Source organism: Pseudomonas sp. SW-3, assembly GCF_016615645.1.
In the GTDB taxonomy this organism is placed as follows: Bacteria; Pseudomonadota; Gammaproteobacteria; order Pseudomonadales; family Pseudomonadaceae; genus Aquipseudomonas; species Aquipseudomonas mandelii.
On the sequence record NZ_CP067098.1, the window covers coordinates 3,768,791 to 3,795,153 of the forward strand.

Here is a 26,363-nt window from a genome sequence, read left to right on the forward strand (position 1 = left end):
CGATGGCTTGAACAATCTTGCGCACTTGCGGGCAGCGCTTGCCGAATGGCTCTGGGCAGCAGCAAGGAACAGAACCCGAGTACCATGGAGCCATTCGCCTAACGCGTCAGGGAGTCGACATGCTTTACCGGATCGCCGCCGATGGGCTGGTGCTGTTTCATTTGCTGTTCATTCTGTTCGTGCTATTCGGCGGGCTGCTGGTGCTCAAATGGCGACCGCTGATCTGGTGGCACCTGCCCGCTGTTGTGTGGGGCGTGAGTGTGGAAGTCTTCCACCTGATGTGTCCCCTGACTCAATGGGAAAACGTCATGCGCCAGGCCGCTGGGCAAACCGGTTACGGCGGTGGCTTCATCGAACACTACGTGTGGCCGGTCATTTACCCCGCAGGGCTGACACCGGCGATTCAACTGGCGCTGGGCAGCGTGGTGCTGGTGATCAACGTCATGGTCTATCTTCGGCTGATCAGGTTGTGGAAGTTACGCCGGGCAGCCTGAAATACCCGCCGAGAATCGAAAATGCTGTCGATTGAAGACCTGACGTTGCTTCAAGCCATCCGCGAAACCGGCAGCCTGTCGCTGGCCGCCGCGCACTTGGGCAAAGCGCCTTCTACCGTGTCCTGCTGTCCAGGGCAGTGACCGCTTCGTTTGAAGTCAGTTGGCGATGACGCTCATGTTCCGCCCACTGGCCTTGGCCACGTACAACGCTTTGTCCGCAGCGGTGACGAGGTCGTCGGGCTGATCCTGCGAGGCCGGGTTGTAGGCGCAAACCCCCACGCTGACAGTCACCATACCCTCAGGGCATTCGCTGTGTACGATGCCGGCCTGCTGCACCCCGCGACGAATTTTTTCGGCGACCAGAAACGCCCCCACATAGTCGGTGCCGGGCAGCACCACCGTGAACTCCTCGCCGCCATAGCGGGCGGCCAGATCGCCGGGGCGTTTGATGTTGTCCTTGATAATCGCGCTGATTTTGCGCAGACAGTCATCACCCGCCACGTGCCCATAACGATCATTGAAGCTCTTGAAGTGATCGACATCGATCATCAGCATGGCGAGGTGGGTCACCGTGCGCCGGGCCCGGCCCATTTCCGCGAGGATGAACAGATCGAACTGACGCCGGTTGGAGAGCCCGGTGAGTGCGTCTTCGAGCGCCAGCAATTCAAGGCTGCGGTTGACCTCGATGAGCTTTTCCCGGGCATCAAGCAGCACGCTCTGAAAATGATTCTGCTGCTTCATGAAGCGAATGAGGCGATAGCCGAGCCCTCCCAGAAACACCAAAAGCAACAGCACGATGCCAGCGCTGAGGATGGACTCCTCGCGCCAGCCGGCCAGGACGTCTCGCTTGTCCAGGCCGGCAAAGACGATCAGCGGATAACCATCAACCCGTCGAAACCCCACGACTCGCTCCACACCATCAACATATGACTTGACGGTGGCCGTGCCGGAATTGCCCTTCGGCAACAGCTGCATGAACAGCGGCCCCTTGGCGACGCTGGTGCCGACGTCTGCTTCGTTGAATGGCCGGCGAACGACGATGCTGCCATCGTCGGCGATCAGGTTGATCACGCCGTTTTGGCCCATGTCGATGCTGTCGTACAGCGCGAGAAAATGGTCGAGGTAGATCGTTGCCAGCGCCACACCGGCGAAACTGCCATCTGGATGATTGATCCTGCGTGACACGGTCATGATCCATTCGCGGGTCGATCGACTCTTGATCGACGGTCCGATATGAGGTCCCCGGTCAGTATGATCACGATGGTAGATGAAGTATTCACGGTCGGAATTGTTCGCACCGGGTATATCCGCACCGTTGGAATTGGCGATCCACCCCCCTTTTTCGTCAAATACGAACAGACCATGGAGCTGGGTCAGCTCACTGCGTTGGGCGGCGAGCAAACGTCTGAATCTGGGCAGCTGCGCTGAGGCCACGCCCTCGTTTTCGACGCGGTCCACCAAGGCAAACAGCAGCGTATCGGCCTGTTTGATTGACGACTGCGCTTGCGACGTCAGGGTCTGGGCAAGGTTGGACATTGCCACTTCTTTGTCATGCAAATGGTACTGGCGCGAGTTCCAGGCTTCCCAGATCACAATGGCCGTCAAGGACAGGCACACCGCCACGAGCAGGACAACCGCGTAGCGGACCCTGCGCCGGGACTCGATTTGCTCGGCCCCCCAAGGCGCGACGGGCCGGCTGTGTTCAATTCGGTCGTTGATGGACGGATGCCCCATGACGCTCCCTGACTCGTTATGACATGGCGACTTTTCCCGTTCGCCCTTTTAGCGCCATCCAGTCGTGCCTGACACTCGGACCGCTATGCCCCACCAGAAACAAGATAGGCGATTTGCTCGCGTTGTGACGGGTTTGTGTGGGGTGAGGATGCGACCCCACGGGATTTACGTCGGTGTCTGCTTCACCGCTTCAAGCCAGGCGGGGTTCAGTTGTGTCTGTTCAGTGTCGAGGCCCAGCGCTTCCATCCGCGCCTTGTGTTGCTCCACTTCCCGGCTCAATTGCCCATGGTCGCTGGAGTTGCCGTCCAGTTCGTGCATCTGGCTCAAGCCCAGATGGTAGAAGCGCAGCAGTTTCATGGCCGTCGGATCACCCGCCTCCACCGCCGCCGTCACTTGATGCATCACATTGGTGATGCTCATCAGGCTGCGCTTGAGCTGCCAGCCGTACACCGCCGGCGTCATCCAGGCCTGAGACCAGAACATGCCGCGCATCAGCGCCACCATCAGCAGCACCGCGACAAACACGCCGCCGACGTTAAATCGCAGATTGTCGCCCCCCGGCTCGCCAAACAACGCCACCGCCGCAGTGGACAGCACCATCGCCAGCGCCAGAAATATCAGCGCAATAATGACCGTGCTGCGCCGCGTCTGCTTTCGAAAGAGTTCGGCGTTCATCGGCTGGATTTCGAACATCGTGACGGGGTTCCTTGCATCAATGGTAAAAGGCTCGGTGAGCGAAAAGACTGCGGGGCATTATCGCCCCTGTGCAGGATTTAGCTATGCTGGGCGCCTCTTCATCTTTTCATCGTCAAACGGGGAACATGGCGATACAGCGCAGTTCGTGCCATCTTCTTTCTTGGATACACACTATTCGGATGCCATTTGCCTGTTTGAACGGCATCGTTTTAAGGATCATTGAATGACCCAACGACAAGTAATCAACGCCTCCGTCAGCCCTAAAGGCAGCCTGGAAACCCTTTCTCAACGTGAAGTACAGCAACTGAGCGAAGCCGGATCCGGCAGCACCTACACCTTATTCCGCCAGTGCGCCCTGGCCATCCTCAATACCGGCGCCCATGTTGATAATGCCAAGACCATCCTTGAAGCCTACAAAGATTTCGAAATCCGCATCCACCAGCAGGACCGCGGCGTCCGCCTGGAACTGCTGAATGCCCCCGCTGACGCCTTCGTCGACGGCGAAATGATCGCCAGCACCCGGGAAATGCTGTTCAGCGCCCTGCGTGACATCGTCTACACCGAAAACGAGCTCGACGCCCAGCGCATCGACCTGAGCACCTCCCAGGGCATCAGCGACTACGTCTTCCACTTGCTGCGCAACGCCCGCACCCTGCGCCCCGGTGTCGAGCCGAAGATCGTGGTGTGCTGGGGTGGCCACTCGATCAACACCGAAGAATACAAATACACCAAGAAAGTCGGCCATGAACTGGGCCTGCGCAGCCTCGACATCTGCACCGGTTGCGGCCCCGGCGTGATGAAAGGCCCGATGAAAGGCGCGACCATTGCCCACGCCAAGCAACGCATCCACGGTGGCCGCTACCTCGGTTTGACCGAGCCCGGCATCATCGCCGCCGAAGCGCCGAACCCGATCGTCAACGAACTGGTGATCCTGCCGGACATCGAGAAACGCCTGGAAGCCTTCGTGCGCGTGGGCCATGGCATCATCATTTTCCCGGGCGGCGCCGGCACAGCCGAAGAGTTCCTGTACCTGCTCGGCATCCTCATGCACCCGGACAACGCAGGCCTGCCCTTCCCCGTGGTGCTCACCGGGCCGAAACATGCGGCGCCGTATCTGGAGCAACTCGACGCGTTTGTCGGCGCAACGCTGGGTGACGCCGCGAAACAACACTACGAAATCATCATCGACGACCCGGCCGAAGTCGCGCGCCAGATGACCCAAGGCCTCAAAGCGGTCAAACAGTTCCGCCGCGAGCGCAATGACGCGTTCCATTTCAACTGGCTGCTGAAAATCGACGAAGGCTTCCAGCGCCCGTTCGACCCGACCCACGAAAACATGGCCAACCTCAAACTCAGCCGCGACCTGCCACCCCACGAACTGGCGGCCAACCTGCGCCGCGCGTTCTCCGGCATCGTCGCCGGCAACGTCAAGGACAAGGGCATCCGACTGATCGAAGAACACGGCCCTTACCAGATCCGTGGCGATGCGGCGGTCATGCATCCGCTTGATCAATTGCTCAAGGCCTTCGTTGCGCAGCACCGGATGAAACTGCCGGGTGGCGCGGCTTATGTTCCGTGCTATCAGGTGGTTGCATAACAAAGCTTATGTGAGCTGTAACATCGCGAGTCGGCCTTGTGAGAGCAAGGTTGCTCGCGATGAGGCCGGTACATCCAACTGTGCTGTTGCCTGTACGACCGCTATCGCGAGCAGGCTCGCTCCTACAGGTTGAACGGGTAAATCCGGGGAATCTGTTCGGCCCGAAGGCCGCCAAGATCAGCCGCCCTGATTGCCACACGCCGCAAACTTGCTGTAATCCAATACCTTCTGCGTACCGCTCGAATCCAGATACGTCACCCGCGCATTCACAATCCCGCAATTTGCCCCGCCGTCTTCTACAGTGGAAATCACCGTCTTGATATCCCCATTTAAACGGCCGGAGGTATCTTCCATGTGTCGTAAAACCGGGACTATTAAGGCGTAAGGTGTCACACAGGGCAGCCGATACCCGCCCCTGAAAAAAACCGACTTGTATGCCCCTGTATCAAAGTCATCTCCAGATACAGTGAGATACAAAGGCCGGCAGGCAGGTGCGGCGTGGCTCCCTAGAATGCGCGACGTGCGAATAACAAGAGGTTTGAGCAATGGAACACGTGAACCACATCCTGATCGTCGATGACGATCGCGAGATCCGTGAACTGGTCGGTAATTACCTGAAAAAGAACGGCCTGCGCACCACCGTGGTTGCCGATGGCCGGCAGATGCGCAGCTTTCTTGAAACCAACACCGTAGACCTGATCGTGCTCGACATCATGATGCCCGGCGATGACGGCCTGCTGCTGTGCCGCGAGCTGCGCTCAGGCAAACACAAGGCCACGCCGATCCTGATGCTCACCGCCCGCAACGACGAAACCGACCGCATCCTCGGCCTGGAAATGGGCGCGGACGATTACCTGACCAAACCGTTCTCCGCCCGCGAACTGCTGGCGCGGATCAACGCCGTACTGCGCCGCACCCGGATGCTGCCGCCCAACCTGCTCATCACCGAAAGCGGCCGGTTGCTGGGCTTCGGCCGCTGGCGCCTGGACACCACCGCCCGCCACTTGCTGGACGAAGACGACACGATGGTTGCACTCAGTGGCGCCGAGTACCGCTTGCTCCGGGTATTCCTCGATCACCCGCAGCGCGTGCTCAGTCGCGACCAGTTGCTCAACCTCACCCAGGGCCGCGACGCCGACCTGTTCGACCGCTCCATCGACTTGCTGGTGAGCCGTCTGCGCCAACGGCTGATGGATGACTCCCGGGAGTCGACCTACATCAAAACCGTGCGCAGCGAAGGCTACGTGTTCTCCTATCCCGTGGAATTGCTCGGCGCCGAATCATGAAACGCTACCTGCATTGGCCACGGACGCTGTCGGTGCGCAATATGCCTTGGCGTTTACTCGCATCCAAGGTGCGCAACAGCACTTCCAGGCACACCTGAAACTCGCCGACGGCAGCCCGCTGACCATCGACGTCCGGCCATCGGTGATGCCGTTGTCCTCGTGGCTGCCGATGGTGCTGCTGGTGCTGCTGGTGCAACTGACCCTCTTATTGATCTGCACCTGGCTGGCGGTCAGGGTCGCCATCCGCCCCCTCACCCGCCTCGCCCAGGCAGTGGACACCCTGGATCCGAACACCCACGCGGTGCATCTGGACGAAAAAGGCCCGACCGAAGTCGCCCATGCCGCCAAGGCGTTCAACGCCATGCGAAGGCGGCGGCCTGTGCGCCGAGCTCACCCTCGCGGCACAACCCTTGTCGCAGCTTGGGGCAAGGGTTTTGTATCCGTCTGTATAAGAACCCCGAACGGATACGTATAAGCCGATTTCAGCGCGTTCAAGCACACATCACCGATACACCCGGGCGTTTAACTGTGTTCACCGGATAGCAGCAGCTACCGACCCACACACATTCAAGCGCACGGAGAATCACCCATGTTCAACTTCTCGAAAGTCTCGTCCCTGGTACTCGGTCTGGCATTGGTTGGCGGCCTCGGCCTGTCGAACCTGGCGTCGGCCAATACCGTCAGCGCTGCGTCCCACAGCCAGATCCAGCAACTGTTGGTGGAAGGTGGCTCGGACCGGTTGCAACAGAATCGCGTCGCAGAATATGGCTCTGAAAACCTGCAAAACAACCGTGTTGCTGAAGGTGGCTCCGATCGCCTGATCGAGAACCGCGTTGCCGAAGGCGGCGCTGATCGCCTGCAAGAGCTTCGTGAGCGTGTGGCTGAAGGTGGCGCGGATCGCCTGCAAGAACTGCGCGAACGTGTCGCGTCGATCAGCCCGAAGAATGCTGTACAAGGGGGGGTTGTCGTCGCGGAGAATCGCCCTGAGTTCGGCTCCAAATATCAGCGTTACTGATCAAACTCTGCAAACCGCCAGAGATCAAATGTGGAAGCGAGCCGGCCCCAGGCGGCGTGGTGGTGATGGCGCGCTGGCAACAGGCGCTGGATGAAATGAGACGCGACGGACGTCTCGAACGACTCAGGCAGCGTTGGGCCAGCACCCCCCGCTGACAGTGGATCAACGCGCTCGATATCAACTATGCGCAAGGGTGTTTTCTCATCGGGACGCTCCAGCACTACAGTGGCCACATCTTCTCCCCACTCTACTGGAGCAACATCATGAAAAGCATCATTGGTCTTGGTTTCGCCCTGTCGGTTCTTGGCGCTACATCCGCCATCGCCGCCCCACATGCCACCTCGCAAGTCGTTGCGGCAGCCAAAGTCAGCCAACCGGCAACATTGAACGTGAACACTGTCGGCGTTGATCACAAAGACAGTCAGGCCAGCAAACTCTACGTCGCGGAAAACCGCCCTGAGTTTGGTTCGAAGTATCAGCGCTATTGATTAACGGCTTTGGGCCGTTTGAAACAGGAAACCCCGGGTAGATCCGATCTACCCGGGGTTTCTCGTATCCGGGCAGACGTGTAACCGAATCACAGTAGATCGTAGGCTCCAGCGGCGCAGGCGCTGCCAAAGTCTACGATCATGTTCGCGCTTCAGGCCGCCAGCTGGCCGCTGGCAATCGCCGCCGACGCGGCCAGCATCGCCCGCAACAACACCGCACACCCTGCCGCCAGATCATCCGGCGCGGCATTTTCGATTTCGTTGTGGCTGATGCCGCCTTCGCACGGCACGAAGATCATCCCGGCCGGGCCGAGTTCAGCGAGGAAGATCGCGTCGTGCCCTGCTCCGCTGACGATGTCCATGTGCGACAGCCCCAGACCCTGCGCAGCCCCGCGTACTGCTTCGACGCAACCCTTGTCGAAGTAGAGCGGCGGGAAGTCGGCGGTGGGTGTCAGTTCGAAGGTCAGGCCGTGCTCCTCGCAGGTGGTTTCGATGACTTCACGGACTTCGGCGATCATCGAGTCCAGGCGCGCCGGTTCCAGATGACGGAAATCCAGGGTCATGCGCACTTCGCCGGGGATGACATTGCGTGAGCCGGGATAGGCTTGCAGGCATCCGACGGTGCCGCAGGCGTGAGGTTGATGGCCGAGAGCGGCGCGGTTCACTGCGCCGACAATCACGGCAGCGCCGACCAAGGCGTCCTTGCGCAGGTGCATTGGCGTCGGGCCGGCGTGGGCTTCGACGCCGCGCAGTTTCAGGTCGAACCATTTCTGGCCGAGGGCGCCCATGACGATGCCGATGGTTTTGTGTTCGTCTTCGAGGATCGGGCCTTGCTCGATGTGCGCCTCGAAATAGGCACCGACGGCGTGGCCGCTGACCGTGCGTGGGCCGGCGTAACCAATGGCATTCAACGCTTCGCCAACGGTGACGCCATCGGCATCGACCTTGGCCAGGGTTTCTTCGAGGGTGAATTTTTCCGCGAACACGCCGGAGCCCATCATGCACGGGGCGAAGCGCGAGCCTTCTTCGTTGGTCCAGACCACCACTTCCAGCGGCGCCTCGGTTTCAACGCCGAGGTCGTTGAGGGTACGCAGCACCTCGACGCCGGCCAGCACACCGAAGCAGCCATCGAACTTGCCGCCCGTGGGTTGAGTGTCGATGTGGCTGCCGGTCATCACCGGGGGCAGGTTCGGGTTGCGGCCGGGGCGGCGGGCGAAGATGTTGCCGACGGCGTCGACGCTGACGGTGCAACCGGCCTCCTCGCACCAGTTGACGAAAATGTCCCGGGCCTGGCGGTCGAGGTCGGTCAGGGCGAGGCGACAGACGCCACCCTTGACCGTGGCGCCGAGTTTGGCCAGGTCCATGAGCGACTGCCACAAGCGGTCGCGGTTGATGTGCTGATGGGTGGACTGCAGAACGTCTACAGCAGCGTTCATGGTGATCTCCTCAGGCAGTTCTTATGAATATTTTTTTGGTGTTTTTGAGGCCGTCTTCGCGAGCAAGCTTCGCTCCTGCAAGGAATACGCGAACCTGTAGGAGCGAGGCTTGCCCGCGAAGAGGCCAGTGCTCACGCCGCAGATTTCGCGATTGACGCGCTAGGCCGCATCGAGCACAACCCGTAATAAATCAGCCCCCCCAGCGCCGAGCCGGTAAACCAGCCATAACTGTAAAACCAGCTGAACGCATCGCTGCCCAGGGACAGCAGCGTCAACGCCACCGGCACGCCAAACGCGATAAACCCGAACCAGTTCCACGCCGGGTACACGTCATCGCGATACAGACCGGCCAGGTCCAGTTGCTGTTTCTTGATCAGGAAATAGTCCACCACCATGATCCCGGCGATCGGCCCCAACAGGCTCGAATAGCCCAGCAACCAATTGGAGTAAACCGTCTCCAGGCTCAGATCCGAAACGATCAATCCAAGCTTCTTCAACAGCTCATGGGCCATCAGCGCCAGGCCGACCAGGCCAGTGAGGATCACCGCCTTCGTGCGGTTGATGAGCTTGGGCGCGACGTTCTGGAAATCGTTGGTCGGCGACACGATGTTGGCCGCCGTGTTGGTCGACAGCGTGGCAATGATGATCAGCGCCATGGCTACCGCGACCCAGACCGGGCTCTGAATGTGACCGATCAGGGTGACCGGATCGGAGACGCTGACGCCCACCAGTTTGACCGAGGCCGCCGTCATTACCACGCCCAGCGAGGCGAACAGGAACATGGTCAAGGGCAGTCCGATGATTTGCCCGATGATCTGGTCCTTCTGGCTTTTCGCATAACGACTGAAGTCCGGAATGTTCAGGGACAACGTGGCCCAGAACCCGACCATCGCGGTCAGCCCAGCGGCAAAGTAACTGACCACGCTGGCCCCTTCCGGGCGCTTGGGCGGGATCGCCATCAGTTCGGTCATCGACACGTTTGGCATGGCCCACACCAGCAGGCCTGCGCCCACCAGCACCAACAGCGGCGCCGAAAGGGTTTCCAGCCATTTGATCGAGTCCGCACCGCGAATCACCACCCACAGGTTCAAGGCCCAGAACACCATGAAGCCAATCACCTCGCCGGTGCCGCCGAGGGCTTTCCAGCCATCGAACACCGAGCCGAGAAACAGGTGAATGGCCAGTCCGCCAAACATGGTCTGAATGCCGAACCAGCCGCACGCCACCAGCGCCCGAATCAGGCAAGGAACGTTGGAGCCGAGGATGCCGAAGGACGAACGCAGCAGCACCGGAAACGGAATGCCGTACTTGGTACCGGGGAAAGCGTTCAGGGTCAGCGGGATCAATACGATGATATTGGCGAACAGAATCGCCAGCAGTGCTTCGCCGACGCTCAGACCGAAATAAGCGGTGAGTACGCCGCCGAGGGTGTAGGTCGGCACGCAAATCGCCATGCCAACCCACAGGGCGGTAATGTGCCATTTGTTCCAGGTTCGTTCACGCACCTTGGTCGGTGCCATGTCGTGGTTGTAACGGGGACTGTCGAGGACGTCGCTGCCGGCTTCGAGCTCAAACAAGCCGTCGCGCTCGGTCACTTGCGATCTGATCTGTTGCATGGCCGCTCCACTGTTCTTTGAATTATTTTTTGCTCATCAGGGGTTGTTGGCATCAATAAGCGTGCCGGGCACCCCGTTTTCGCATCGGGCAGTTCCACAAAAACTTCGCAACCAACTGATGTTTATCAGTTTTTATATACCGTCCAAATAGTCCCTTGGTTACTTGCCTGTTCACTCAGGCCGAATGCCGGGCAAGTTGTCCGAACCGTCAGGGCTCAATCTGGTGCATGGGTCTTTTTTTCAAAGTTGCGCATCAACCATAGACCATCCTCAAGCAGCTGATTTCACATAAGAAATCTCGTTCATTTTGAGAACCTGTCAAGTGCGTCAAAATGGTTCAGGACCACACCATTTTGGTGATTTCACAATTTAATCGTTATTTATCAATATGTTAAAACAGATATAAGCTTATAAAAAATATTCTTGCTCATTCCATAAACTCAGACTAGTTTCTATTCCTGACAGCGCTGACAGGAATACACCTGTTTGCGCCGGCTTCATATAAAACATTTAGAACCGACATAAGTCGGTCATTGCCTGCGAGGAACTCGGAATGTCTCTGTTGATCCGTGGCGCCACCGTTATTACCCATGATGAAAGTTATCGCGCCGACGTCTATTGCGCCGACGGCGTGATAAAAGCCATCGGCGACAATCTTGATGTTCCGGCCGGCGCCGAAGTGCTCGACGGCAGCGGCCAATACCTGATGCCCGGCGGCATCGACCCGCACACGCACATGCAACTGCCCTTCATGGGCACCGTGGCCAGTGAAGACTTTTTCAGTGGCACTGCGGCAGGCCTTGCCGGTGGCACCACGTCGATTATCGACTTCGTGATTCCCAACCCACAGCAATCCTTGATGGAGGCGTTTCATCAGTGGCGCGGCTGGGCCGAGAAGTCGGCGTCGGATTACGGTTTCCATGTCGCCATTACCTGGTGGAGCGAACAGGTGCGCGAGGAAATGGCGGAGCTGGTCAGCCAGCACGGGGTCAACAGCTTCAAGCATTTCATGGCGTACAAGAACGCGATCATGGCCGCCGACGACACCCTGGTAGCGAGTTTCGAGCGCTGCCTGGAGTTAGGCGCGGTTCCGACCGTGCATGCGGAAAACGGTGAGCTGGTCTATCACCTGCAACGCAAGTTGATGGCCCAGGGCATCACCGGTCCCGAAGCGCATCCATTGTCGCGACCTTCTCAAGTGGAAGGCGAAGCCGCGAGCAGGGCAATCCGCATTGCTGAAACCCTGGGCACGCCGCTGTACCTGGTGCATGTCTCGACCAAGGAAGCGCTGGACGAAATCACCTACGCCCGCAGCAAGGGCCAGCAGGTCTACGGCGAAGTGTTGGCCGGGCATCTGCTGCTGGACGACAGCGTCTACCAACACCCGGACTGGCAGACCGCCGCCGGTTACGTGATGAGCCCGCCCTTCCGTCCTCGCGGCCACCAGGAAGCGCTTTGGCACGGTTTGCAATCAGGCAACCTGCACACCACCGCCACCGACCACTGCTGCTTCTGTGCCGAACAAAAAGCCGCCGGGCGAGATGACTTCAGCAAAATCCCCAATGGCACTGCCGGTATCGAAGACCGCATGGCTGTGCTCTGGGATGAAGGGGTCAACACCGGCCGTTTGTCGATGCAGCACTTCGTGGCGCTGACCTCCACCAACACCGCGAAGATCTTCAACCTCTACCCGCGTAAAGGTGCGATCCGCGTGGGCGCTGATGCGGACCTGGTGCTGTGGGATCCGGAGGGCACGCGGACCATTTCGGCGAAGACTCACCACCAGCAGGTCGACTTCAACATCTTCGAAGGCAAGACCGTGCGCGGTGTGCCGAGCCATACCGTGAGCCAGGGCCGAGTGGTGTGGGTCGATGGTGATCTGCGCGCTGAGCGTGGTGCCGGGCGGTATGTCGAACGGCCGGCGTATCCGGCGGTGTTTGACTTGCTGAGCAAGCGGGCTGAGCAGAATAAGCCGACTGCCGTGAAACGCTGAAAATCGAGGCCTTCGGCCTTCGCGGGCAAGCCTCGCTCCTACAGTGGCACGCAATCCAAAAAACAGGAGCGAGGCTAGCCCGCGAAGAGGCCGGCCGCGACAACACAAAACCAATGCCCATCAGAGGCAGTACCTCAATAACCGTGAGGCCAACACCGTGATCAAGTCCCTGAACCACCTCCCGCATCCCTATGAGAATGCGGCCGCCCTCGCCGGCCACTTCACCGACCTGGCACCGCCACTCAACGACCGTCAGGCGCATCTGGAAGCTTCGCGCTGCCTGTATTGCTACGACGCGCCGTGCGTGAATGCCTGCCCGAGCGAGATCGATATCCCGTCATTCATCCGCAATATCCATCAGGACAACGTCCAGGGCGCCGCGCAGAAAATCCTCTCCGCGAACATCCTCGGCGGCAGCTGCGCACGGGTGTGCCCGACGGAAATCCTCTGCCAGCAAGCCTGCGTGCGCAACAACGACCACGAGTGCGCACCGGTATTGATCGGCCTGTTGCAACGTTACGCCGTCGACAACGCGCACTTCAGCGAACACCCCTTCCAGCGCGCCGCCACCACCGGCAAACGCATCGCTGTGGTCGGTGCCGGCCCGGCCGGGTTGTCCTGCGCTCACCGCAGTGCGATGCATGGCCACGACGTGGTGATTTTCGAAGCACGGGAAAAGGCTGGCGGCCTCAACGAATACGGGATCGCCAAGTACAAACTGGTGGATGACTATGCGCAGAAGGAGCTTGAGTTCCTGCTGCAGATTGGCGGCATCGAAATCCGTCACGGCCAGAAACTCGGCGAAAACCTGACCCTCAGCGAACTGCATCAGCAATTCGACGCGGTGTTCCTTGGCCTCGGCCTGGCCGCCAGCAAGCAACTCGGTTTGCCTCACGAAGACGCACCCGGCCTGCTCGCTGCCACCGATTACATCCGCGAACTGCGTCAGGCCGATGACCTGAGCCAACTGCCGCTGGCCGATCATTGCATCGTCCTCGGCGCCGGCAATACGGCCATCGACATGGCCGTGCAAATGGCCCGCCTCGGCGCTCACGACGTGAATCTGGTGTACCGCCGTGGTGTCGAGGAAATGGGCGCCACCGGTCACGAGCAGGACATCGCCAAGGCCAATCAGGTGCGCTTATTGACGTGGGCGCAACCCGAAGAAGTGCTGCTCGATGACCAAGGCAACGTGCGCGGCATGCGCTTCGCCCGCACGCACCTGGTGGACGGTCGTCTGCAAACCACCGGCGAAACCTTCGAGCTGGCCGCCGACGCGATCTTCAAAGCCATCGGCCAGGCCTTCGACGCCAGCGCCCTCGCCGATCCGCTGGCACGCGAACTCAAACGCCAGGGTGATCGAATCCAGGTCGATGAACAGCTGCGTACCAGCATTCCCGGCGTGTATGCCGGTGGCGACTGCACCAGCCTCGATCAGGACCTCACCGTGCAAGCCGTGCAGCATGGCAAACGGGCGGCCGAGGCCATCAACGCTCAACTGATGCTCAACGTGGAGGCTGCGTAAATGGCCGATCTTTCGATTGTCTTCGCCGGCATCAAATCGCCGAATCCGTTCTGGCTGGCCTCCGCGCCGCCGACCGACAAGGCCTACAACGTTGTTCGTGCCTTTGAGGCTGGCTGGGGCGGCGTGGTCTGGAAAACCCTGGGTGAAGACCCGGCAGCGGTGAACGTGTCATCGCGTTACTCCGCGCTCTTCGGTGCCAACCGTGAAGTGGTGGGCTTCAACAATATCGAGCTGATCACCGACCGCTCGCTGGAGATCAACCTGCGGGAAATCACCCAGGTCAAAAAGGACTGGCCGGACCGCGCGCTGATCGTGTCGCTGATGGTGCCCTGCGTCGAAGAGTCGTGGAAGTTCATCCTGCCGCTGGTGGAAGCCACCGGCGCCGACGGCATCGAATTGAACTTCGGTTGTCCCCACGGCATGCCGGAACGCGGCATGGGCGCGGCGGTCGGCCAGGTGCCGGAGTACGTCGAGCAGGTCACCCGTTGGTGCAAGACCTATTGCTCGCTGCCGGTGATCGTCAAGCTCACGCCGAACATCACCGACATTCGCGTCGCCGCCCGTGCGGCCCATCGCGGCGGGGCCGATGCGGTGTCGCTGATCAACACCATCAACTCGATCACCAGCGTCAATCTGGAGCGCATGGTCGCCAATCCCGCCGTGGGCAGCCAAAGCACCCACGGTGGTTATTGCGGTTCGGCAGTGAAGCCGATTGCGCTGAACATGGTCGCCGAAATCGCTCGTGATCCGCAGACTCAGGGTTTGCCGATCTCCGGCATTGGCGGCATTGGCAGCTGGCGTGATGCCGCGGAATTCATCGCCCTGGGCAGCGGCTCGGTCCAGGTGTGCACCGCGGCGATGCTGCATGGCTTCCGGATTGTCGAGGAGATGAAGGACGGTCTGTCACGCTGGATGGACAGTCAGGGTTACGCCAGCATCCCGGAGTTTTCCGGTCGCGCAGTGGGCAATACCACGGACTGGAAGTACCTGGACATCAACTATCAAGTGATTGCGAAGATTGATCAGGACGCGTGCATTGGCTGCGGACGCTGCCACATTGCTTGCGAAGATACCTCGCACCAGGCGGTGGCCAGTTTGAAGCAAGCGGACGGAACGCATAAGTATGAAGTGATTGATGATGAGTGCGTCGGCTGCAACCTGTGCCAGATCACCTGCCCGGTGGAGGATTGCATCGAGATGGTGCCGATGGAGAACGGCAAGCCGTTTCTGGATTGGAATCATGACCCACGAAATCCCTACCACGTCGCCGTTTGAGATCTGCGTCGCCTGAGCCTTCGCCTGCGTCTTCGCGGGCAAGCCTCGCTCCTACAGGTTTTGTGTCGATCCACGATTAATTAATCGACGCTGGCCCTGCAGGCGCGAGGCTTGCCCGCGAAGAGGCCGTCAGCCGCACCGCAAACCTCAAGGCTCCAACCCGATCCCGCGCAAAATCACACTCGTCACCGTCTGCACCGCCCGTTCGAACTGCATGTCCGACAGCGGCTGATGGTCGTTGAGGATATTCACCTGATGATCAAAGTCCGCGTAATGCTGGGTCGACGCCCAGATCATGTACAGCAGGCTTGAAGGCTCCACCGGCAGGATGCGTTTGTCGTCCACCCACTGGCGGATTTTCGCTTCTTTCATCTTGGCCCAGTCGTACAGGCTCGCGTCCAGCGCCACGCCCAGGGTGGGGGCGCCGTGGATGATTTCATTGGCCCAGACTTTTGACCCATAAGGCCGGCTGCGCGAGTGGTTCATCTTGGCGCGGATGTAGCTGCTGAGCACTACGCGCGGATCATCGAACATCTCGAAGCACAGCGCGTCCTGCTTCCACACTTCCAGCAAACCCAACAGCACGGCGCTGTACAGCTCGCTTTTGGTGCTGAAGTAGTAATGCAGGTTGGAGCGCGGCAGTTGCACTTCGGCGGCAATGTCGGCCATGGCGGTGCCGCCGAAGCCTTTTTCGGCGAAGACCTTTTCGGCCCCCAGCAAAATCTTCTCGACGTTACTGCGACGAATCTCGATCTTGTGATTGCCCATGAGGGCTCCCTGACAACAGCGTTGGCCAAGACTAGCATCCGCTCTAGCTCGCGGCGACAAGGGAAAAACGAAACTTCACTCGCAGGTAAACTGGCGCTCCTTTCGACCGGCCTCCGAGGCAGCAGCGGTGTCTCCTCGGCTCCTTGCCCCCGACAATCGTGAGCCGAACCGGATCCCACAGGGATTCGAGCACACCGGCGCAAGTCATCGTATAACTTCTGATTGACAATCCCTGAAAGCCCCGCAAATAATCGCCCCAATGTTGTACGACGACGTATGACAAAAAAATAAAAACAACAAGAAACAAGGGAGCGTCACTGTGAGCAAACTCGTCCGCAATTCCTTCGCCAGCACCCCTCGCCCGACCTTTGTATGCCGCACCACCCTGAGCCTGATCGGTTGCAGCGGCCTGGCCTTCGCCTTGCCGATGACCAGCTATGCAGAAGGTTTCGTTGATGACGCCAAAGCCACGTTGAACCTGCGTAACGCCTACATCAATCGCAATTACACCAACCCGGCCTATCCCCAGGGCAAGGCTGAGGAATGGACGCAAAACTTCATCCTCGACGCCAGGTCCGGATTCACCCCGGGCCCGGTCGGTTTCGGTGTGGATGTGCTGGGCTTGTACTCGCAAAAACTCGACGGCGGCAAAGGCACAGGCGGCACCCAGCTGCTGCCGATCCACGACGACGGCCGCCCGGCCGACAATTTCGGCCGCATGGGCGTGGCCCTCAAAGGCAAAATCTCCAAAACCGAAGTGAAGGTCGGGGAATGGATGCCGGTGCTGCCGATCCTGCGCTCCGACGACGGCCGCTCGCTGCCGCAAACCTTCCGTGGCGGCCAGGTGACGTCCACCGAGATCAGCGGCCTGACGCTCTACGGCGGCCAGTTCCGCCAGAACAGCCCGCGCAACGATGCGAGCATGGAAGACATGTCCATGAACACCAAGGCCGCGTTCACCTCGGACCGCTTCAACTTCGGCGGCGGCGAATACGCGTTCAACGACAAGCGCACCCAGGTCGGCGTCTGGTACTCGGAACTCAGCGACATTTACCAGCAGCAATATTTCAACCTGAGCCACAGCCAGCCCATCGGCGACTGGACCCTGGGCGCCAACCTCGGTTACTTCATCGGCAAGGAAGACGGCAGCGCCTTCGCTGGCGACCTCGACAACAAAACCGCATTCGCCATGCTCTCGGCCAAATATGGCGGCAACACCTTCTACGTCGGCCTGCAAAAACTCAGCGGCGACGATGTCTGGATGCGGGTCAACGGCACCAGCGGCGGCACCCTGGCCAACGACAGCTACAACTCCAGCTACGACAACGCCAAGGAAAAATCCTGGCAGTTGCGTCACGACTATAACTTCGTCGCCCTCGGCGTCCCGGGCCTGACGATGATGAACCGCTACATCAGCGGCGATAACGTGCACACCGGGACGATCACCGATGGCAAGGAGTGGGGCCGCGAGTCGGAACTGGCCTACACCGTGCAAAGCGGCCCGCTGAAGAACCTCAACGTCAAATGGCGCAACGCGACCATCCGCAAGAGCTTCAGCACCAACGAATTCGATGAAAACCGCATTTTCATCAGTTACCCGATTTCGTTGCTGTAAGGCAGACATCCCTTGCAGGCTCACATCAATCCTGTGGTCAGAAGATCCTCTTATCACAGGGATGTGTGAAATGACCCTCCGTCATTTTCAACCAAAGTCGCGTTGACAAGACTCGGAAAGCCTTACGATACTTCAACAAAGTCATACGACAACCTACAACAATAATAGCGCCCCAAGGGACTCCCATGACCACCACTTCCACAGCCCCTTTCAATCGCCTGTTGCTGACCGGTGCCGCCGGTGGCCTCGGTAAAGTGCTACGCGAAAGCCTGCGCCCTTATGCCAATGTCATTCGCCTGTCGGACATCGCCGACATGCCCCCCGCCACCGATGACCGCGAAGAAGTCGTCAAATGCGACCTGGCGGACAAGCAGGCCGTCCACCAACTGGTCGAAGGGGTGGACGCGATCCTGCACTTTGGCGGCGTCTCGACGGAGCACTCGTTTGAAGAGATCCTCGGTGCCAACATCTGTGGGGTTTTCCACATCTACGAGGCCGCACGCCGCCATGGCGTGAAACGGGTGATTTTCGCCAGTTCCAACCACGTCATCGGCTTCTACAAGCAAGGCGAAATCATGGACGCCCACTGCCCTCGCCGCCCGGATAGCTATTACGGCTTGTCCAAGTCCTACGGCGAAGACATGGCCAGTTTCTATTTCGATCGCTACGGCATCGAGACCGTCAGCATCCGCATCGGCTCCTCGTTCCCGGAACCGCAGAACCGCAGAATGATGAGCACCTGGCTGAGTTTCGGCGACCTGACCCACTTGCTCGAACGCGCGCTGTACGCGCCGAACGTCGGGCACACCGTGGTGTACGGCATGTCCGACAACAAGAACGTCTGGTGGGACAACCGTTTCGCGACCGCCTTGGGCTATGCACCGCAGGACAGCTCTGAAGTGTTCCGCGAAAAAGTCGAAGCGCAGCCGATGCCTGCGGCGGACGACCCGGGCATGGTTTACCAGGGCGGCGCGTTTGTGGCGTCCGGCCCGTTCGGTGACTGAAGCCGCTGACTTCACTTGATCCCCACAACAAAAATCCAAGGGAATGAGTTGCCATGCAAGCCGAATTGATTGTTGATGCCCGTAACGCGGTAGGAGAAAGCCCGGTCTGGGTCCCTGAGGAAAACGCCCTGTACTGGGTGGATATTCCTGCCGGTGGATTGCAGCGCTGGAGCGCCGACAGCGGTCATGTCAATGCCTGGAAAGCCCCGCAGATGCTCGCCTGCATCGCCCGTCACCGCAATGGCGGTTGGGTGGCCGGGATGGAAAGCGGCTTCTTCCATTTGCAGCCGCACAACGACGGCAGCCTCGACAGCGAACTGCTGGCCCACGTCGATCACGCCCGCGTCGACATGCGCCTGAACGACGGTCGCTGTGATCTTCAGGGCCGTTTCTGGGCCGGCAGCATGGTGCTGAACATGGGCGCCAACGCCGCCGATGGCACGTTGTATCGCTACAGCGCCGGGCAACGCGGACCGCTCGAAGCGCAACTCGGCGGGTTCATTGTGCCCAACGGCCTGGGCTTCAGCCCGGACGGCCGGACGATGTACCTGTCTGATTCCCATCCCCTGGTCCAGCAGATCTGGGCCTTCGATTACGACATCGACAGCGGCACGCCATCCAATCGGCGGTTGTTCGTCGACATGAATCAGTTCCCCGGACGCCCCGACGGCGCTGCGGTCGATGCCGAAGGCGGCTACTGGATCTGCGCTAACGACGCCGGGCTGATTCACCGCTTCACCCCGGATGGCCGACTGGACCGTTCCCTCGCCGTACCCGTGAAAAAACCCACCATGTGCGCCTTCGGTGGCAGTCGACTGGACACGCTGTTCGTGACCTCGATCCGCCCCGGTGACGACGATGACCCGCACTCACTGGCCGGCGGCGTGTTTGCGCTCAATCCCGGCGTCAAAGGTTTACCGGAACCGCTGTTCAACGATCTGCTTTAACCGCTTCTGCTACACCCTTGCGCCTTGAATACAAAAAAAATAACAAACTGGAGACACCCCCATGGACTTCAAACGCACCTTGCTCGCCGCTGCACTCCCTTTGGCCTTCACCCTCAGCAGTGCCGCTCAGGCGCTGGAAATCAAGTTCGCCGACATCCACCCCACTGGTTATCCGACCGTGGTGGCCGAGGAGCAACTGGGTAAAACTCTGGTGGCCGACAGCAACGGCGCCCTGACCTTCAAGATGTTCGCCGGCGGTGTGCTCGGCTCGGAAAAAGAAGTGGTTGAACAAGCCCAGGTCGGCGCCATTCAGATGGCGCGGGTCAGCCTCGGTATCGTCGGGCCGGTGGTGCCGGACGTGAACGTGTTCAACATGCCGTTCGTGTTCCGCGACCAGGCGCACATGCGCAAGGTCATTGACGGTGAAGTCGGCGACGAGATCCTGGCCAAAATCACCGATTCCGAGTTTGGCCTGGTTGCCCTGGCCTGGATGGATGGCGGTACTCGCAACATCTACACCAAAAAACCGGTCAACAACCCCGAAGATCTCAAAGGCATGAAGATCCGCGTAATGGGCAACCCCATGTTCATCGAAACCATCAACGCCATGGGCGGTAACGGGATCGCGATGGACACTGGCGAAATCTTCAGTGCCTTGCAGACCGGTGTGATCGATGGCGCAGAAAACAACCCGCCAACGCTGCTTGAGCACAACCACTATCAAAACGCCAAGTTCTACAGCCTGACAGGCCACCTGATCCTGCCCGAGCCTATCGTGATGTCGAAAATCACCTGGGAAAAACTCACCCCCGAGCAGCAGACGCTGGTGAAGAAAGCCGCCAAAGCCGCACAGGCGCAAGAACGCATCTTGTGGGATGCGAAGACGGCCAGCAGTGAAGAAAAACTCAAGGCCGCCGGGGTCAAGTTCATCACCGTCGACAAGAAACCTTTCTATGAGGCAACCGCCTCGATCCGCGAAAAATACGGCGCACCTTATGCCGACCTGATCAAGCGCATCGAAGCCGTTCAGTAACCCTCCTTGCCCTCATGAAAGGCCCGGCGCCATTGGGTATATGTCAGTGCGCGCCCGGTTACGGTGAAACCCGATGAAGAATCTACTGCTACGCATCAACGACAAAATTTACATGACCTGCATCTGGGTAGCCGGTCTGTCGGTCCTGACCATTTCCCTGATCATTCCCTGGGGCGTCTTTGCCCGTTACGTCCTCGGCACCGGCTCAAGCTGGCCGGAGCCCACTGCCATCTTGCTGATGATGGTCTTCACCTTCATCGGCGCCGCTGCCAGCTACCGCGCCGGCGCGCACATGGCCGTGGCCATGCTCACCGACCGCATGCCCCCCGGAGTGCGCAATGCGATGGCGATTGTCTCGCAACTGCTGATGGCGACCATCTGCCTGTTCATGACTATCTGGGGCACCAAGCTCTGCCTGTCGACCTGGAACCAGTTCATGAGCGCCATGCCGACGCTGCGCGTGGGCATCACCTACATGCCGATCCCGATTGGCGGGTTGCTGACGCTGATCTTTGTCCTGGAAAAACTCTTGCTCGGTGACCAGAGCAACCGTCGGGTCGTGCGTTTCGACCTGGTTGAAGAAAGCGAAGGGGCTGCCTGAATGGACGCGTTGATTCTGTTGGGCAGTTTTATTGCACTGATCCTGATCGGCATGCCGGTCGCTTACGCACTGGGGCTTTCCGCCCTGATCGGTGCGTGGTGGATCGACATCCCGTTCCAGGCGCTGATGATTCAGGTCGCCGGCGGCGTGAACAAATTCTCGTTGCTGGCGATTCCGTTCTTTGTACTGGCCGGCGCGATCATGGCCGAGGGCGGCATGTCCCGCAGGCTGGTGGCCTTTGCCGGTGTGCTGGTCGGGTTTGTCCGTGGCGGCTTGTCGCTGGTCAACATCATGGCGTCGACCTTCTTCGGCGCAATCTCCGGCTCTTCGGTGGCGGACACCGCCTCGGTCGGCTCGGTGCTGATTCCTGAGATGGAACGCCGCGGCTACCCGCGGGAGTTTGCCACGGCCGTCACGGTCAGCGGCTCGGTGCAAGCGCTACTGACCCCGCCCAGCCACAACTCGGTGCTCTACTCACTGGCCGCTGGCGGCACGGTGTCGATTGCGTCGCTGTTCATGGCCGGCGTCGTCCCGGGCCTGCTGATGAGCGCGTGCCTGATGGTGCTGTGCCTGATCTTCGCGAAAAAGCGCAACTACCCCAAGGGCGAAGTCATCCCCTTGAAGCAGGCGCTGAAAATCTGCGGCGAAGCCATGTGGGGCCTGATGGCGATGGTCATCATCCTCGGCGGGATTCTATCGGGTATTTTCACCGCCACCGAATCGGCGGCGATTGCGGTGCTGTGGTCGTTCTTCGTGACCATGTTCATCTACCGCGACTACAAGTGGAGTGAACTGCCGAAGCTGATGCACCGCACGGTGCGGACGATTTCGATCGTGATGATCCTGATCGGCTTCGCGGCGAGCTTCGGCTACATCATGACGCTGATGCAGATTCCGTCGAAGATCACCACGATGTTCCTGACCCTGTCGGACAACCGCTATGTGATCCTGATGTGCATCAACGTCATGCTGCTGTTGCTCGGCACCGTGATGGACATGGCGCCGCTGATCCTGATCCTGACGCCGATCCTGATGCCGGTGATTCTGGGCATTGGCGTGGACCCGGTGCAGTTCGGCATGATCATGCTGGTGAACCTGGGGATCGGATTGATCACGCCGCCGGTGGGCGCGGTATTGTTTGTGGGGTCGGCCGTGGGCAAAGTCAGTATCGAAAAAACCGTGAAGGCACTGCTGCCGTTCTATGCCGTGCTGTTCCTGGTGCTGCTGGGCGTGACCTACATTCCGGCGCTGTCGCTGTGGTTGCCACATTTGGTGTTGTAAAACCTTTTCTGCAGGAGCCAGGCTTGCCGGCGAAAGCGTCCCTGAGTGGGCCTTCGCCGGCACGCCTGGCGCCTACAAACAGCCTGTTCACCCATTACCGAAAAACCTGAATATCGCGGGTCAACATGACGCCAGAAATTCTCGAACTCAAAGACGAACTCACCCACCTCACCCTCGCCCCCGAACTCGGCGGCAGCGTTGTCAACTGGACCGTTCGCAGTACCGGGCAGCCGCTGCTGCGCCACAACGACGCCCATGCGCTGAACACCGGCCTGCCGGGCAAGCTGGGGTGCTATCCCCTGGTCCCCTGGTCTAACCGCATCGCCGAAGGAGGTTTTGACTGCCCCGAAGGCTGGCTCGCCTTGACGCCCAACAGCCTCACCGATCCGTTACCGATTCACGGCAGCGCCTGGCAACAACCGTGGCAGGTGATGTCGCAGACCCATGACGAAGTCGTCCTGCAACTCAACAGCATTGCCCCCTTCGCCTATCGCGCCCGGCAGCGGTTTCATCTGAAAGAGGGCCGATTGAGTATCGATCTGCACGTCACCCACTTGGCCAAACACCCCGCGTGGCATGGGCTCGGCCTGCACCCGTACTTTCCGCGCACCGCCGGCACACGACTACAGGCTCAAGCGGAAAAAGTCTGGTTATGCGATCAATCTAAACTGCCGACCGAACGGATGGACGTGCCCGACGAGTGGGACTTTCATCAGCTCAAAACCCTGCCGGACACGCTGGTCGACAACGGTTTCTGCGAATGGGACGGTCATTGCCTGATCCAGCAACCCGAGCTCGGTTATGAACTGGAATGCCAGGCCACCGGCAGCGATAACTACCTGCTCTACTGCCCGGTGGGCCTGGGTTTTTTCTGCATCGAACCGGTCAGCCATCCGGTCAACGCCCACCACTTGCCGGGTCGGCCGGGGCTGCGTCTGCTGGAGCAAGGTCAATCCACCGAACTGGGTTTCAGCCTGCACTATCGCCGGCTTGATCAGCCCAACATCTGACTGAGCACTGCACGCAACTTGCCGGGTTTCACCGGCTTGTTCAGCAGCGGCGCGTCGAGTCGCTGCAACGAGCGCCGACATTGGTCGGTGCGGTCGGCGGTGATGATCACCGCTGGAATCGTCCGGTTGAAATGCTCGCGCAAGTGCCGCACAACATCACAGCCCACCACCCCGTGATCGAGGTGGTAGTCCGCCAGGATCAGTTCCGGCGCCCGCCCCTGCAAGGCCGCCAGCGCTGAGTGTTCATCCGTGGCAATGACCACCTCGCAACCCCACTGCCCGAGCAACGCGCTCATGCTCTCCAGAATGCTCACTTCGTTGTCCAGCACCAGCAGGCGCCGGCCCGGCAACGGGTTACCCGTACCCGGCTGCGGCGCGGCCAGACTGATCGGTAGCGGAATCTCATGGGAAATCGGCACGTCAATGCTGAACATCGAACCGCGTCCCGGGCGCGAATGTACGCCGATTTTATAGCCGAGGATCTTGGCGATACGCTCGACAATCGCCAGTCCGAGCCCCACGCCCTTACGGTCAGCGGCGCGCCCGACGTCCAGTTGATTGAATTCGAGGAAGATCGAGTCCAGCCGGTCCGCCGCGATCCCGCGCCCGGTGTCCCACACTTCCAGGCGCAGCATGTTGCCGCGCCGTCTGGCCCCCAGCAGAATGCAGCCCTCATCGGTATATCGGCAGGCGTTGCTGAGAAAGTTGCGCAGGATCCGCGTCATCAAGCGCAAGTCGGTGTGAATGGCGTAGTCGCCCATGTGCACCCGCAGGTTCAACCCGGCGGCCTCGGCCACCGACTGGAACTCCGAGACCAGCGGCGCGAGCAATTCGTCGAGGCGGTACAACGCGACGTCCGGCTTGACGGCGGCCTGATCGAGCCGGGAAATGTCGAGCAAATCGGTGAGCAAATCTTCAGCGCCTTCCAGGGCCTGGTGCGTGCGCTCCACCAGCACCTGCTCGACATCCGGCAATTTGCGCTCGCGTAACGTCGAGATCAGCAAACGCGCGGCGTTGAGCGGTTGCAGCAAGTCATGGCTGGCGGCAGCGAGGTATTTGTCCTTGCTGCGGTTGGCGGCTTCGGCGGCGTCCCGGGCGTCGCGCAACGCTTCTGCGATCTGTTTACGCTGGGTGATCTGCTGTTGCAGGTTGCGATTGGCTTCGAGCAGTTCGTCGGTGCGCGCGGTCACCCGCTGCTCCAATTCGTCATTGAGTTGTTGCAGGCGCTGCTGGGCGATTTTGCGTTCGGTGATGTCGGCGACAAAGCCCTCTACCAGCCCTTCCTGATCGGGTTTGAGCAACAGGTTCATCAACACGTCGAGGCTGCTGCCGTCCTTGCGCCGCAATTGGGTTTCATAACCGTGCAGGCTGCCTTGGTGGCGGAGGATTTCGCCGATGTTCTCCAGCTCCCGGGCACCGCCGACAAACAGGTTGCTCGCCAGGTCCGCCAGCGAAAACAACACTTCTTGCGGGTCCTGATAGCCGAGCATTCGTGCCAGCGCCGGGTTGGCGGCGCGCATGCCTTGCAGCAGGCTGGCCTGGAAGATCCCGTGCACGGCGTTTTCGAACAGCCACTTGTAGCGGTTGCGCTCGGCTTCCAGCTCGTCCAGCCGTGCGGCGAGTTCCGGGTAATGGCTCTTGCGCGCCGAGTGGCTGCCTAATCCCAGTAGCCCGGCGAGCGCGCGTTGCTGCTCGTCAGAGGGCTTCGCCATAGACGACCTCGACATCACGCTGACTGGATTCGCGCGGGTTGGTGAGGATGCAGGGGTCGTGCATGGCGTGTTGCGACAGGAACGGAATGTCCGCGGTGCTGACCCCGTGCAACCCCAGGGTTTCATGGAAGCCGATCGCGTGTTTCAGGGCGATCAGGTGCTCGACCAGCCGTCCGCTGATCTGCCGGTGATTGAGGCCACGGCAATCGATGCCGAGGGTCTCGGCGATCACCTTGAAGCGATCCGGCGCCGAGCTGTAGTTGAACGCCACCACGTGTTCCACCAATACCGCGTTACACAAGCCGTGGGGCAAATCGAGGAAGCCGCCGAGGCTGTGGGACATCGCGTGCACCGCGCCCAGAATCGCATTGGAGAACGCCAGTCCGGCCTGCATGCTGCCCAGCATGATTTTTTCGCGCAGGGCGATGTCGCCCGGGTTGGCGATCATCTGCACCAGGTTGCCGTTGATCAACCGCATCGCTTCCAGGGCGTGCGGGTCGGTCAGCGGCCCATGGCCGGTGGAGACGAACGCTTCGATGGCATGCACCAGCGCATCGATGCCGGTACAGGCCGACAGGAACGGGTCCATGCTCAGGGTGGTTTCCGGGTCGATCAGCGACACGTCCGGCACCACGGCCTTGCTGACGATGGAGAACTTCATGCGTTCTTGCTGGTTGGAAATGATCACGAATTGCGAGACATCGGCCGAGGTGCCGGCGGTGGTCGGAATCAGGATCAACGGCGGACTGGGCACACGAATGGTGTCGACGCCTTCGAATTCAAGGATGTTGCGCCCGTGGGCGACGACGATGCCGATGCCTTTGCCGCAATCCATCGGGCTGCCACCGCCGACCGCGACGATCACGTCGCAGTGGTTTTCCTTGTACAACTCGGCGCCGAGCATGACTTCCTCGACCCGCGGGTTGGGTGACACGTCGCTATAGAGAAAGTAATCGATGCCCTGGGCTTGCAGGCTGGCTTCGACATCGGCCACCCAACCGGCGGCAATCACACCGGGGTCGCTGACCACCAACACCTTGCGCGCACCAAAGGTTTTGGCGCAGTTGCCGACGTTATGCCGGCAACCGGCACCGAAGATGATTTCAGGCGAAACGAATTTACGCAGCTGGCTGAGACTCTGGCTCATTGGAAAGCCTGTTTTTATTGTTTTGAAGGTAGAACCACACTAACCCATCCCGACGCGAATGCAATCAGACCAATGGGTAGCAAGCAGGCC

General features: G+C 60.2%; 23 protein-coding genes and 2 pseudogenes. 17 read left to right on the plus strand and 8 right to left on the minus strand.

The window, feature by feature from the left end:
• Nucleotides 1-119: 119 nt before the first annotated feature.
• Together JIO00_RS16780 and JIO00_RS16785 are read left to right on the plus strand one after the other, a co-directional pair.
• Nucleotides 120-494 carry a DUF2784 domain-containing protein gene (locus JIO00_RS16780; protein ID WP_077749273.1) on the plus strand — a complete coding sequence of 125 codons (375 nt, stop codon included), beginning with the start codon at nucleotides 120-122 and terminating at the stop codon, nucleotides 492-494.
• A gap of 21 nt (nucleotides 495-515) precedes the next feature.
• A pseudogene (locus JIO00_RS16785) lies at nucleotides 516-617 on the plus strand (LysR family transcriptional regulator); the annotation flags it as partial.
• A gap of 33 nt (nucleotides 618-650) precedes the next feature.
• Here the strand turns inward: JIO00_RS16785 and JIO00_RS16790 are convergent.
• Together JIO00_RS16790 and JIO00_RS16795 are read right to left on the minus strand one after the other, a co-directional pair.
• The gene (locus JIO00_RS16790; protein ID WP_077749274.1) at nucleotides 651-2,228 is read right to left on the minus strand and encodes a sensor domain-containing diguanylate cyclase; all 1,578 of its coding nucleotides are present in this window, start codon (nucleotides 2,226-2,228) and stop codon (nucleotides 651-653) included.
• Nucleotides 2,229-2,393: 165 nt separating this feature from the next.
• Complete coding sequence (locus JIO00_RS16795; RefSeq protein ID WP_200666354.1) at nucleotides 2,394-2,921, minus strand: DUF3087 domain-containing protein; 528 nt, start codon at nucleotides 2,919-2,921, stop codon at nucleotides 2,394-2,396.
• A 226-nt stretch (nucleotides 2,922-3,147) separates the two neighbouring features.
• Here JIO00_RS16795 and ppnN point away from each other — a divergent pair, with 226 nt between their 5' ends.
• Entirely contained in the window at nucleotides 3,148-4,521 is a 1,374-nt protein-coding gene (gene ppnN / locus JIO00_RS16800) for a nucleotide 5'-monophosphate nucleosidase PpnN (RefSeq protein ID WP_010455076.1), read from the plus strand.
• Between the two features lie 177 nt (nucleotides 4,522-4,698).
• Here the strand turns inward: ppnN and JIO00_RS16805 are convergent, their stop codons facing one another.
• Nucleotides 4,699-4,875: a DUF2790 domain-containing protein gene (locus tag JIO00_RS16805; RefSeq protein WP_083377299.1), complete on the minus strand. Its 177-nt coding sequence runs from the start codon at nucleotides 4,873-4,875 to the stop codon at nucleotides 4,699-4,701.
• A 191-nt stretch (nucleotides 4,876-5,066) separates the two neighbouring features.
• Here JIO00_RS16805 and JIO00_RS16810 point away from each other — a divergent pair, with 191 nt between their 5' ends.
• The 4 genes and pseudogenes from JIO00_RS16810 (at nucleotide 5,067) to JIO00_RS16825 (ending at nucleotide 7,310) form a co-directional block, all read left to right on the plus strand.
• Nucleotides 5,067-5,807 carry a response regulator gene (locus tag JIO00_RS16810; protein WP_077749277.1) on the plus strand — a complete coding sequence of 247 codons (741 nt, stop codon included), beginning with the start codon at nucleotides 5,067-5,069 and terminating at the stop codon, nucleotides 5,805-5,807.
• Between the two features lie 22 nt (nucleotides 5,808-5,829).
• Nucleotides 5,830-6,180 (plus strand): annotated as a pseudogene (locus tag JIO00_RS29855) (HAMP domain-containing protein); the annotation flags it as partial.
• A gap of 216 nt (nucleotides 6,181-6,396) precedes the next feature.
• Nucleotides 6,397-6,822, plus strand: a complete 426-nt coding sequence (locus JIO00_RS16820) for a hypothetical protein (protein WP_077749279.1) — start codon at nucleotides 6,397-6,399, stop codon at nucleotides 6,820-6,822.
• 263 nt (nucleotides 6,823-7,085) lie between these two features.
• Nucleotides 7,086-7,310: a hypothetical protein gene (locus JIO00_RS16825; RefSeq protein ID WP_010455083.1), complete on the plus strand. Its 225-nt coding sequence runs from the start codon at nucleotides 7,086-7,088 to the stop codon at nucleotides 7,308-7,310.
• Nucleotides 7,311-7,462: 152 nt separating this feature from the next.
• Here JIO00_RS16825 and JIO00_RS16830 read toward each other — a convergent pair whose 3' ends face one another.
• Together JIO00_RS16830 and JIO00_RS16835 are read right to left on the minus strand one after the other, a co-directional pair.
• Nucleotides 7,463-8,746: a Zn-dependent hydrolase gene (locus tag JIO00_RS16830; RefSeq protein ID WP_077749280.1), complete on the minus strand. Its 1,284-nt coding sequence runs from the start codon at nucleotides 8,744-8,746 to the stop codon at nucleotides 7,463-7,465.
• Nucleotides 8,747-8,877: 131 nt separating this feature from the next.
• A complete protein-coding gene (locus JIO00_RS16835) occupies nucleotides 8,878-10,362 on the minus strand; it encodes an NCS1 family nucleobase:cation symporter-1 (protein WP_010455088.1) in 1,485 nt (494 codons plus the stop codon).
• Between the two features lie 553 nt (nucleotides 10,363-10,915).
• Between JIO00_RS16835 and hydA the strand changes: the two genes are divergently transcribed.
• The 3 genes from hydA (at nucleotide 10,916) to preA (ending at nucleotide 15,155) form a co-directional block, all read left to right on the plus strand.
• A complete protein-coding gene (gene hydA / locus JIO00_RS16840; protein ID WP_200666356.1) occupies nucleotides 10,916-12,355 on the plus strand; it encodes a dihydropyrimidinase in 1,440 nt (479 codons plus the stop codon).
• Between the two features lie 157 nt (nucleotides 12,356-12,512).
• Nucleotides 12,513-13,880: an NAD(P)-dependent oxidoreductase gene (locus JIO00_RS16845; protein ID WP_077749282.1), complete on the plus strand. Its 1,368-nt coding sequence runs from the start codon at nucleotides 12,513-12,515 to the stop codon at nucleotides 13,878-13,880.
• Complete coding sequence (gene preA / locus JIO00_RS16850; protein WP_010455094.1) at nucleotides 13,881-15,155, plus strand: NAD-dependent dihydropyrimidine dehydrogenase subunit PreA; 1,275 nt, start codon at nucleotides 13,881-13,883, stop codon at nucleotides 15,153-15,155.
• A gap of 147 nt (nucleotides 15,156-15,302) precedes the next feature.
• On the opposite strand, the gene JIO00_RS16855 is transcribed toward preA, so the two are convergent.
• Nucleotides 15,303-15,923, minus strand: coding sequence for a TetR/AcrR family transcriptional regulator (locus JIO00_RS16855; RefSeq protein ID WP_010455096.1), 621 nt, complete (start codon nucleotides 15,921-15,923; stop codon nucleotides 15,303-15,305).
• Between the two features lie 319 nt (nucleotides 15,924-16,242).
• Here JIO00_RS16855 and JIO00_RS16860 point away from each other — a divergent pair, with 319 nt between their 5' ends.
• From JIO00_RS16860 to JIO00_RS16890, 7 genes are all read left to right on the plus strand, one after another.
• Entirely contained in the window at nucleotides 16,243-17,538 is a 1,296-nt protein-coding gene (locus JIO00_RS16860; RefSeq protein WP_010455098.1) for an OprD family porin, read from the plus strand.
• 185 nt (nucleotides 17,539-17,723) lie between these two features.
• Entirely contained in the window at nucleotides 17,724-18,542 is an 819-nt protein-coding gene (locus JIO00_RS16865) for an NAD-dependent epimerase/dehydratase family protein (RefSeq protein WP_200666358.1), read from the plus strand.
• A gap of 53 nt (nucleotides 18,543-18,595) precedes the next feature.
• Nucleotides 18,596-19,489, plus strand: a complete 894-nt coding sequence (locus tag JIO00_RS16870; protein WP_145310595.1) for an SMP-30/gluconolactonase/LRE family protein — start codon at nucleotides 18,596-18,598, stop codon at nucleotides 19,487-19,489.
• A gap of 61 nt (nucleotides 19,490-19,550) precedes the next feature.
• Entirely contained in the window at nucleotides 19,551-20,522 is a 972-nt protein-coding gene (locus JIO00_RS16875; RefSeq protein ID WP_010455104.1) for a TRAP transporter substrate-binding protein, read from the plus strand.
• Nucleotides 20,523-20,595: 73 nt separating this feature from the next.
• The gene (locus tag JIO00_RS16880) at nucleotides 20,596-21,123 is read left to right on the plus strand and encodes a TRAP transporter small permease (RefSeq protein ID WP_010455106.1); all 528 of its coding nucleotides are present in this window, start codon (nucleotides 20,596-20,598) and stop codon (nucleotides 21,121-21,123) included.
• Nucleotides 21,124-22,404, plus strand: coding sequence for a TRAP transporter large permease (locus JIO00_RS16885; RefSeq protein ID WP_109630287.1), 1,281 nt, complete (start codon nucleotides 21,124-21,126; stop codon nucleotides 22,402-22,404).
• Between the two features lie 125 nt (nucleotides 22,405-22,529).
• The gene (locus JIO00_RS16890; protein WP_077749284.1) at nucleotides 22,530-23,414 is read left to right on the plus strand and encodes an aldose 1-epimerase; all 885 of its coding nucleotides are present in this window, start codon (nucleotides 22,530-22,532) and stop codon (nucleotides 23,412-23,414) included.
• Here the strand turns inward: JIO00_RS16890 and JIO00_RS16895 are convergent.
• Together JIO00_RS16895 and ercA are read right to left on the minus strand one after the other, a co-directional pair.
• Nucleotides 23,399-25,126, minus strand: coding sequence for a hybrid sensor histidine kinase/response regulator (locus JIO00_RS16895; RefSeq protein WP_010455112.1), 1,728 nt, complete (start codon nucleotides 25,124-25,126; stop codon nucleotides 23,399-23,401). The genes JIO00_RS16890 and JIO00_RS16895 overlap by 16 nt on opposite strands.
• Nucleotides 25,110-26,273, minus strand: a complete 1,164-nt coding sequence (gene ercA, locus JIO00_RS16900) for an alcohol dehydrogenase-like regulatory protein ErcA (protein WP_010455114.1) — start codon at nucleotides 26,271-26,273, stop codon at nucleotides 25,110-25,112. The genes JIO00_RS16895 and ercA overlap by 17 nt, the downstream gene beginning before the upstream one ends.
• Nucleotides 26,274-26,363 lie beyond the last annotated feature (90 nt).

Bases quoted from the DNA above. Each gene is read 5' to 3' on its own strand.
- JIO00_RS16780 (WP_077749273.1), top strand. From the start codon at position 120: ATGCTTTACCGGATCGCCGCCGATGGGCTGGTGCTGTTTCATTTGCTG.
- JIO00_RS16790 (WP_077749274.1), bottom strand. From the start codon at position 2,228: ATGGGGCATCCGTCCATCAACGACCGAATTGAACACAGCCGGCCCGTC.
- JIO00_RS16795 (WP_200666354.1), bottom strand. From the start codon at position 2,921: ATGTTCGAAATCCAGCCGATGAACGCCGAACTCTTTCGAAAGCAGACG.
- ppnN (WP_010455076.1), top strand. From the start codon at position 3,148: ATGACCCAACGACAAGTAATCAACGCCTCCGTCAGCCCTAAAGGCAGC.
- JIO00_RS16805 (WP_083377299.1), bottom strand. From the start codon at position 4,875: ATGGAAGATACCTCCGGCCGTTTAAATGGGGATATCAAGACGGTGATT.
- JIO00_RS16810 (WP_077749277.1), top strand. From the start codon at position 5,067: ATGGAACACGTGAACCACATCCTGATCGTCGATGACGATCGCGAGATC.
- JIO00_RS16820 (WP_077749279.1), top strand. From the start codon at position 6,397: ATGTTCAACTTCTCGAAAGTCTCGTCCCTGGTACTCGGTCTGGCATTG.
- JIO00_RS16825 (WP_010455083.1), top strand. From the start codon at position 7,086: ATGAAAAGCATCATTGGTCTTGGTTTCGCCCTGTCGGTTCTTGGCGCT.
- JIO00_RS16830 (WP_077749280.1), bottom strand. From the start codon at position 8,746: ATGAACGCTGCTGTAGACGTTCTGCAGTCCACCCATCAGCACATCAAC.
- JIO00_RS16835 (WP_010455088.1), bottom strand. From the start codon at position 10,362: ATGCAACAGATCAGATCGCAAGTGACCGAGCGCGACGGCTTGTTTGAG.
- hydA (WP_200666356.1), top strand. From the start codon at position 10,916: ATGTCTCTGTTGATCCGTGGCGCCACCGTTATTACCCATGATGAAAGT.
- preA (WP_010455094.1), top strand. From the start codon at position 13,881: ATGGCCGATCTTTCGATTGTCTTCGCCGGCATCAAATCGCCGAATCCG.
- JIO00_RS16855 (WP_010455096.1), bottom strand. From the start codon at position 15,923: ATGGGCAATCACAAGATCGAGATTCGTCGCAGTAACGTCGAGAAGATT.
- JIO00_RS16865 (WP_200666358.1), top strand. From the start codon at position 17,724: ATGACCACCACTTCCACAGCCCCTTTCAATCGCCTGTTGCTGACCGGT.
- JIO00_RS16870 (WP_145310595.1), top strand. From the start codon at position 18,596: ATGCAAGCCGAATTGATTGTTGATGCCCGTAACGCGGTAGGAGAAAGC.
- JIO00_RS16875 (WP_010455104.1), top strand. From the start codon at position 19,551: ATGGACTTCAAACGCACCTTGCTCGCCGCTGCACTCCCTTTGGCCTTC.
- JIO00_RS16880 (WP_010455106.1), top strand. From the start codon at position 20,596: ATGAAGAATCTACTGCTACGCATCAACGACAAAATTTACATGACCTGC.
- JIO00_RS16885 (WP_109630287.1), top strand. From the start codon at position 21,124: ATGGACGCGTTGATTCTGTTGGGCAGTTTTATTGCACTGATCCTGATC.
- JIO00_RS16890 (WP_077749284.1), top strand. From the start codon at position 22,530: ATGACGCCAGAAATTCTCGAACTCAAAGACGAACTCACCCACCTCACC.
- JIO00_RS16895 (WP_010455112.1), bottom strand. From the start codon at position 25,126: ATGGCGAAGCCCTCTGACGAGCAGCAACGCGCGCTCGCCGGGCTACTG.
- ercA (WP_010455114.1), bottom strand. From the start codon at position 26,273: ATGAGCCAGAGTCTCAGCCAGCTGCGTAAATTCGTTTCGCCTGAAATC.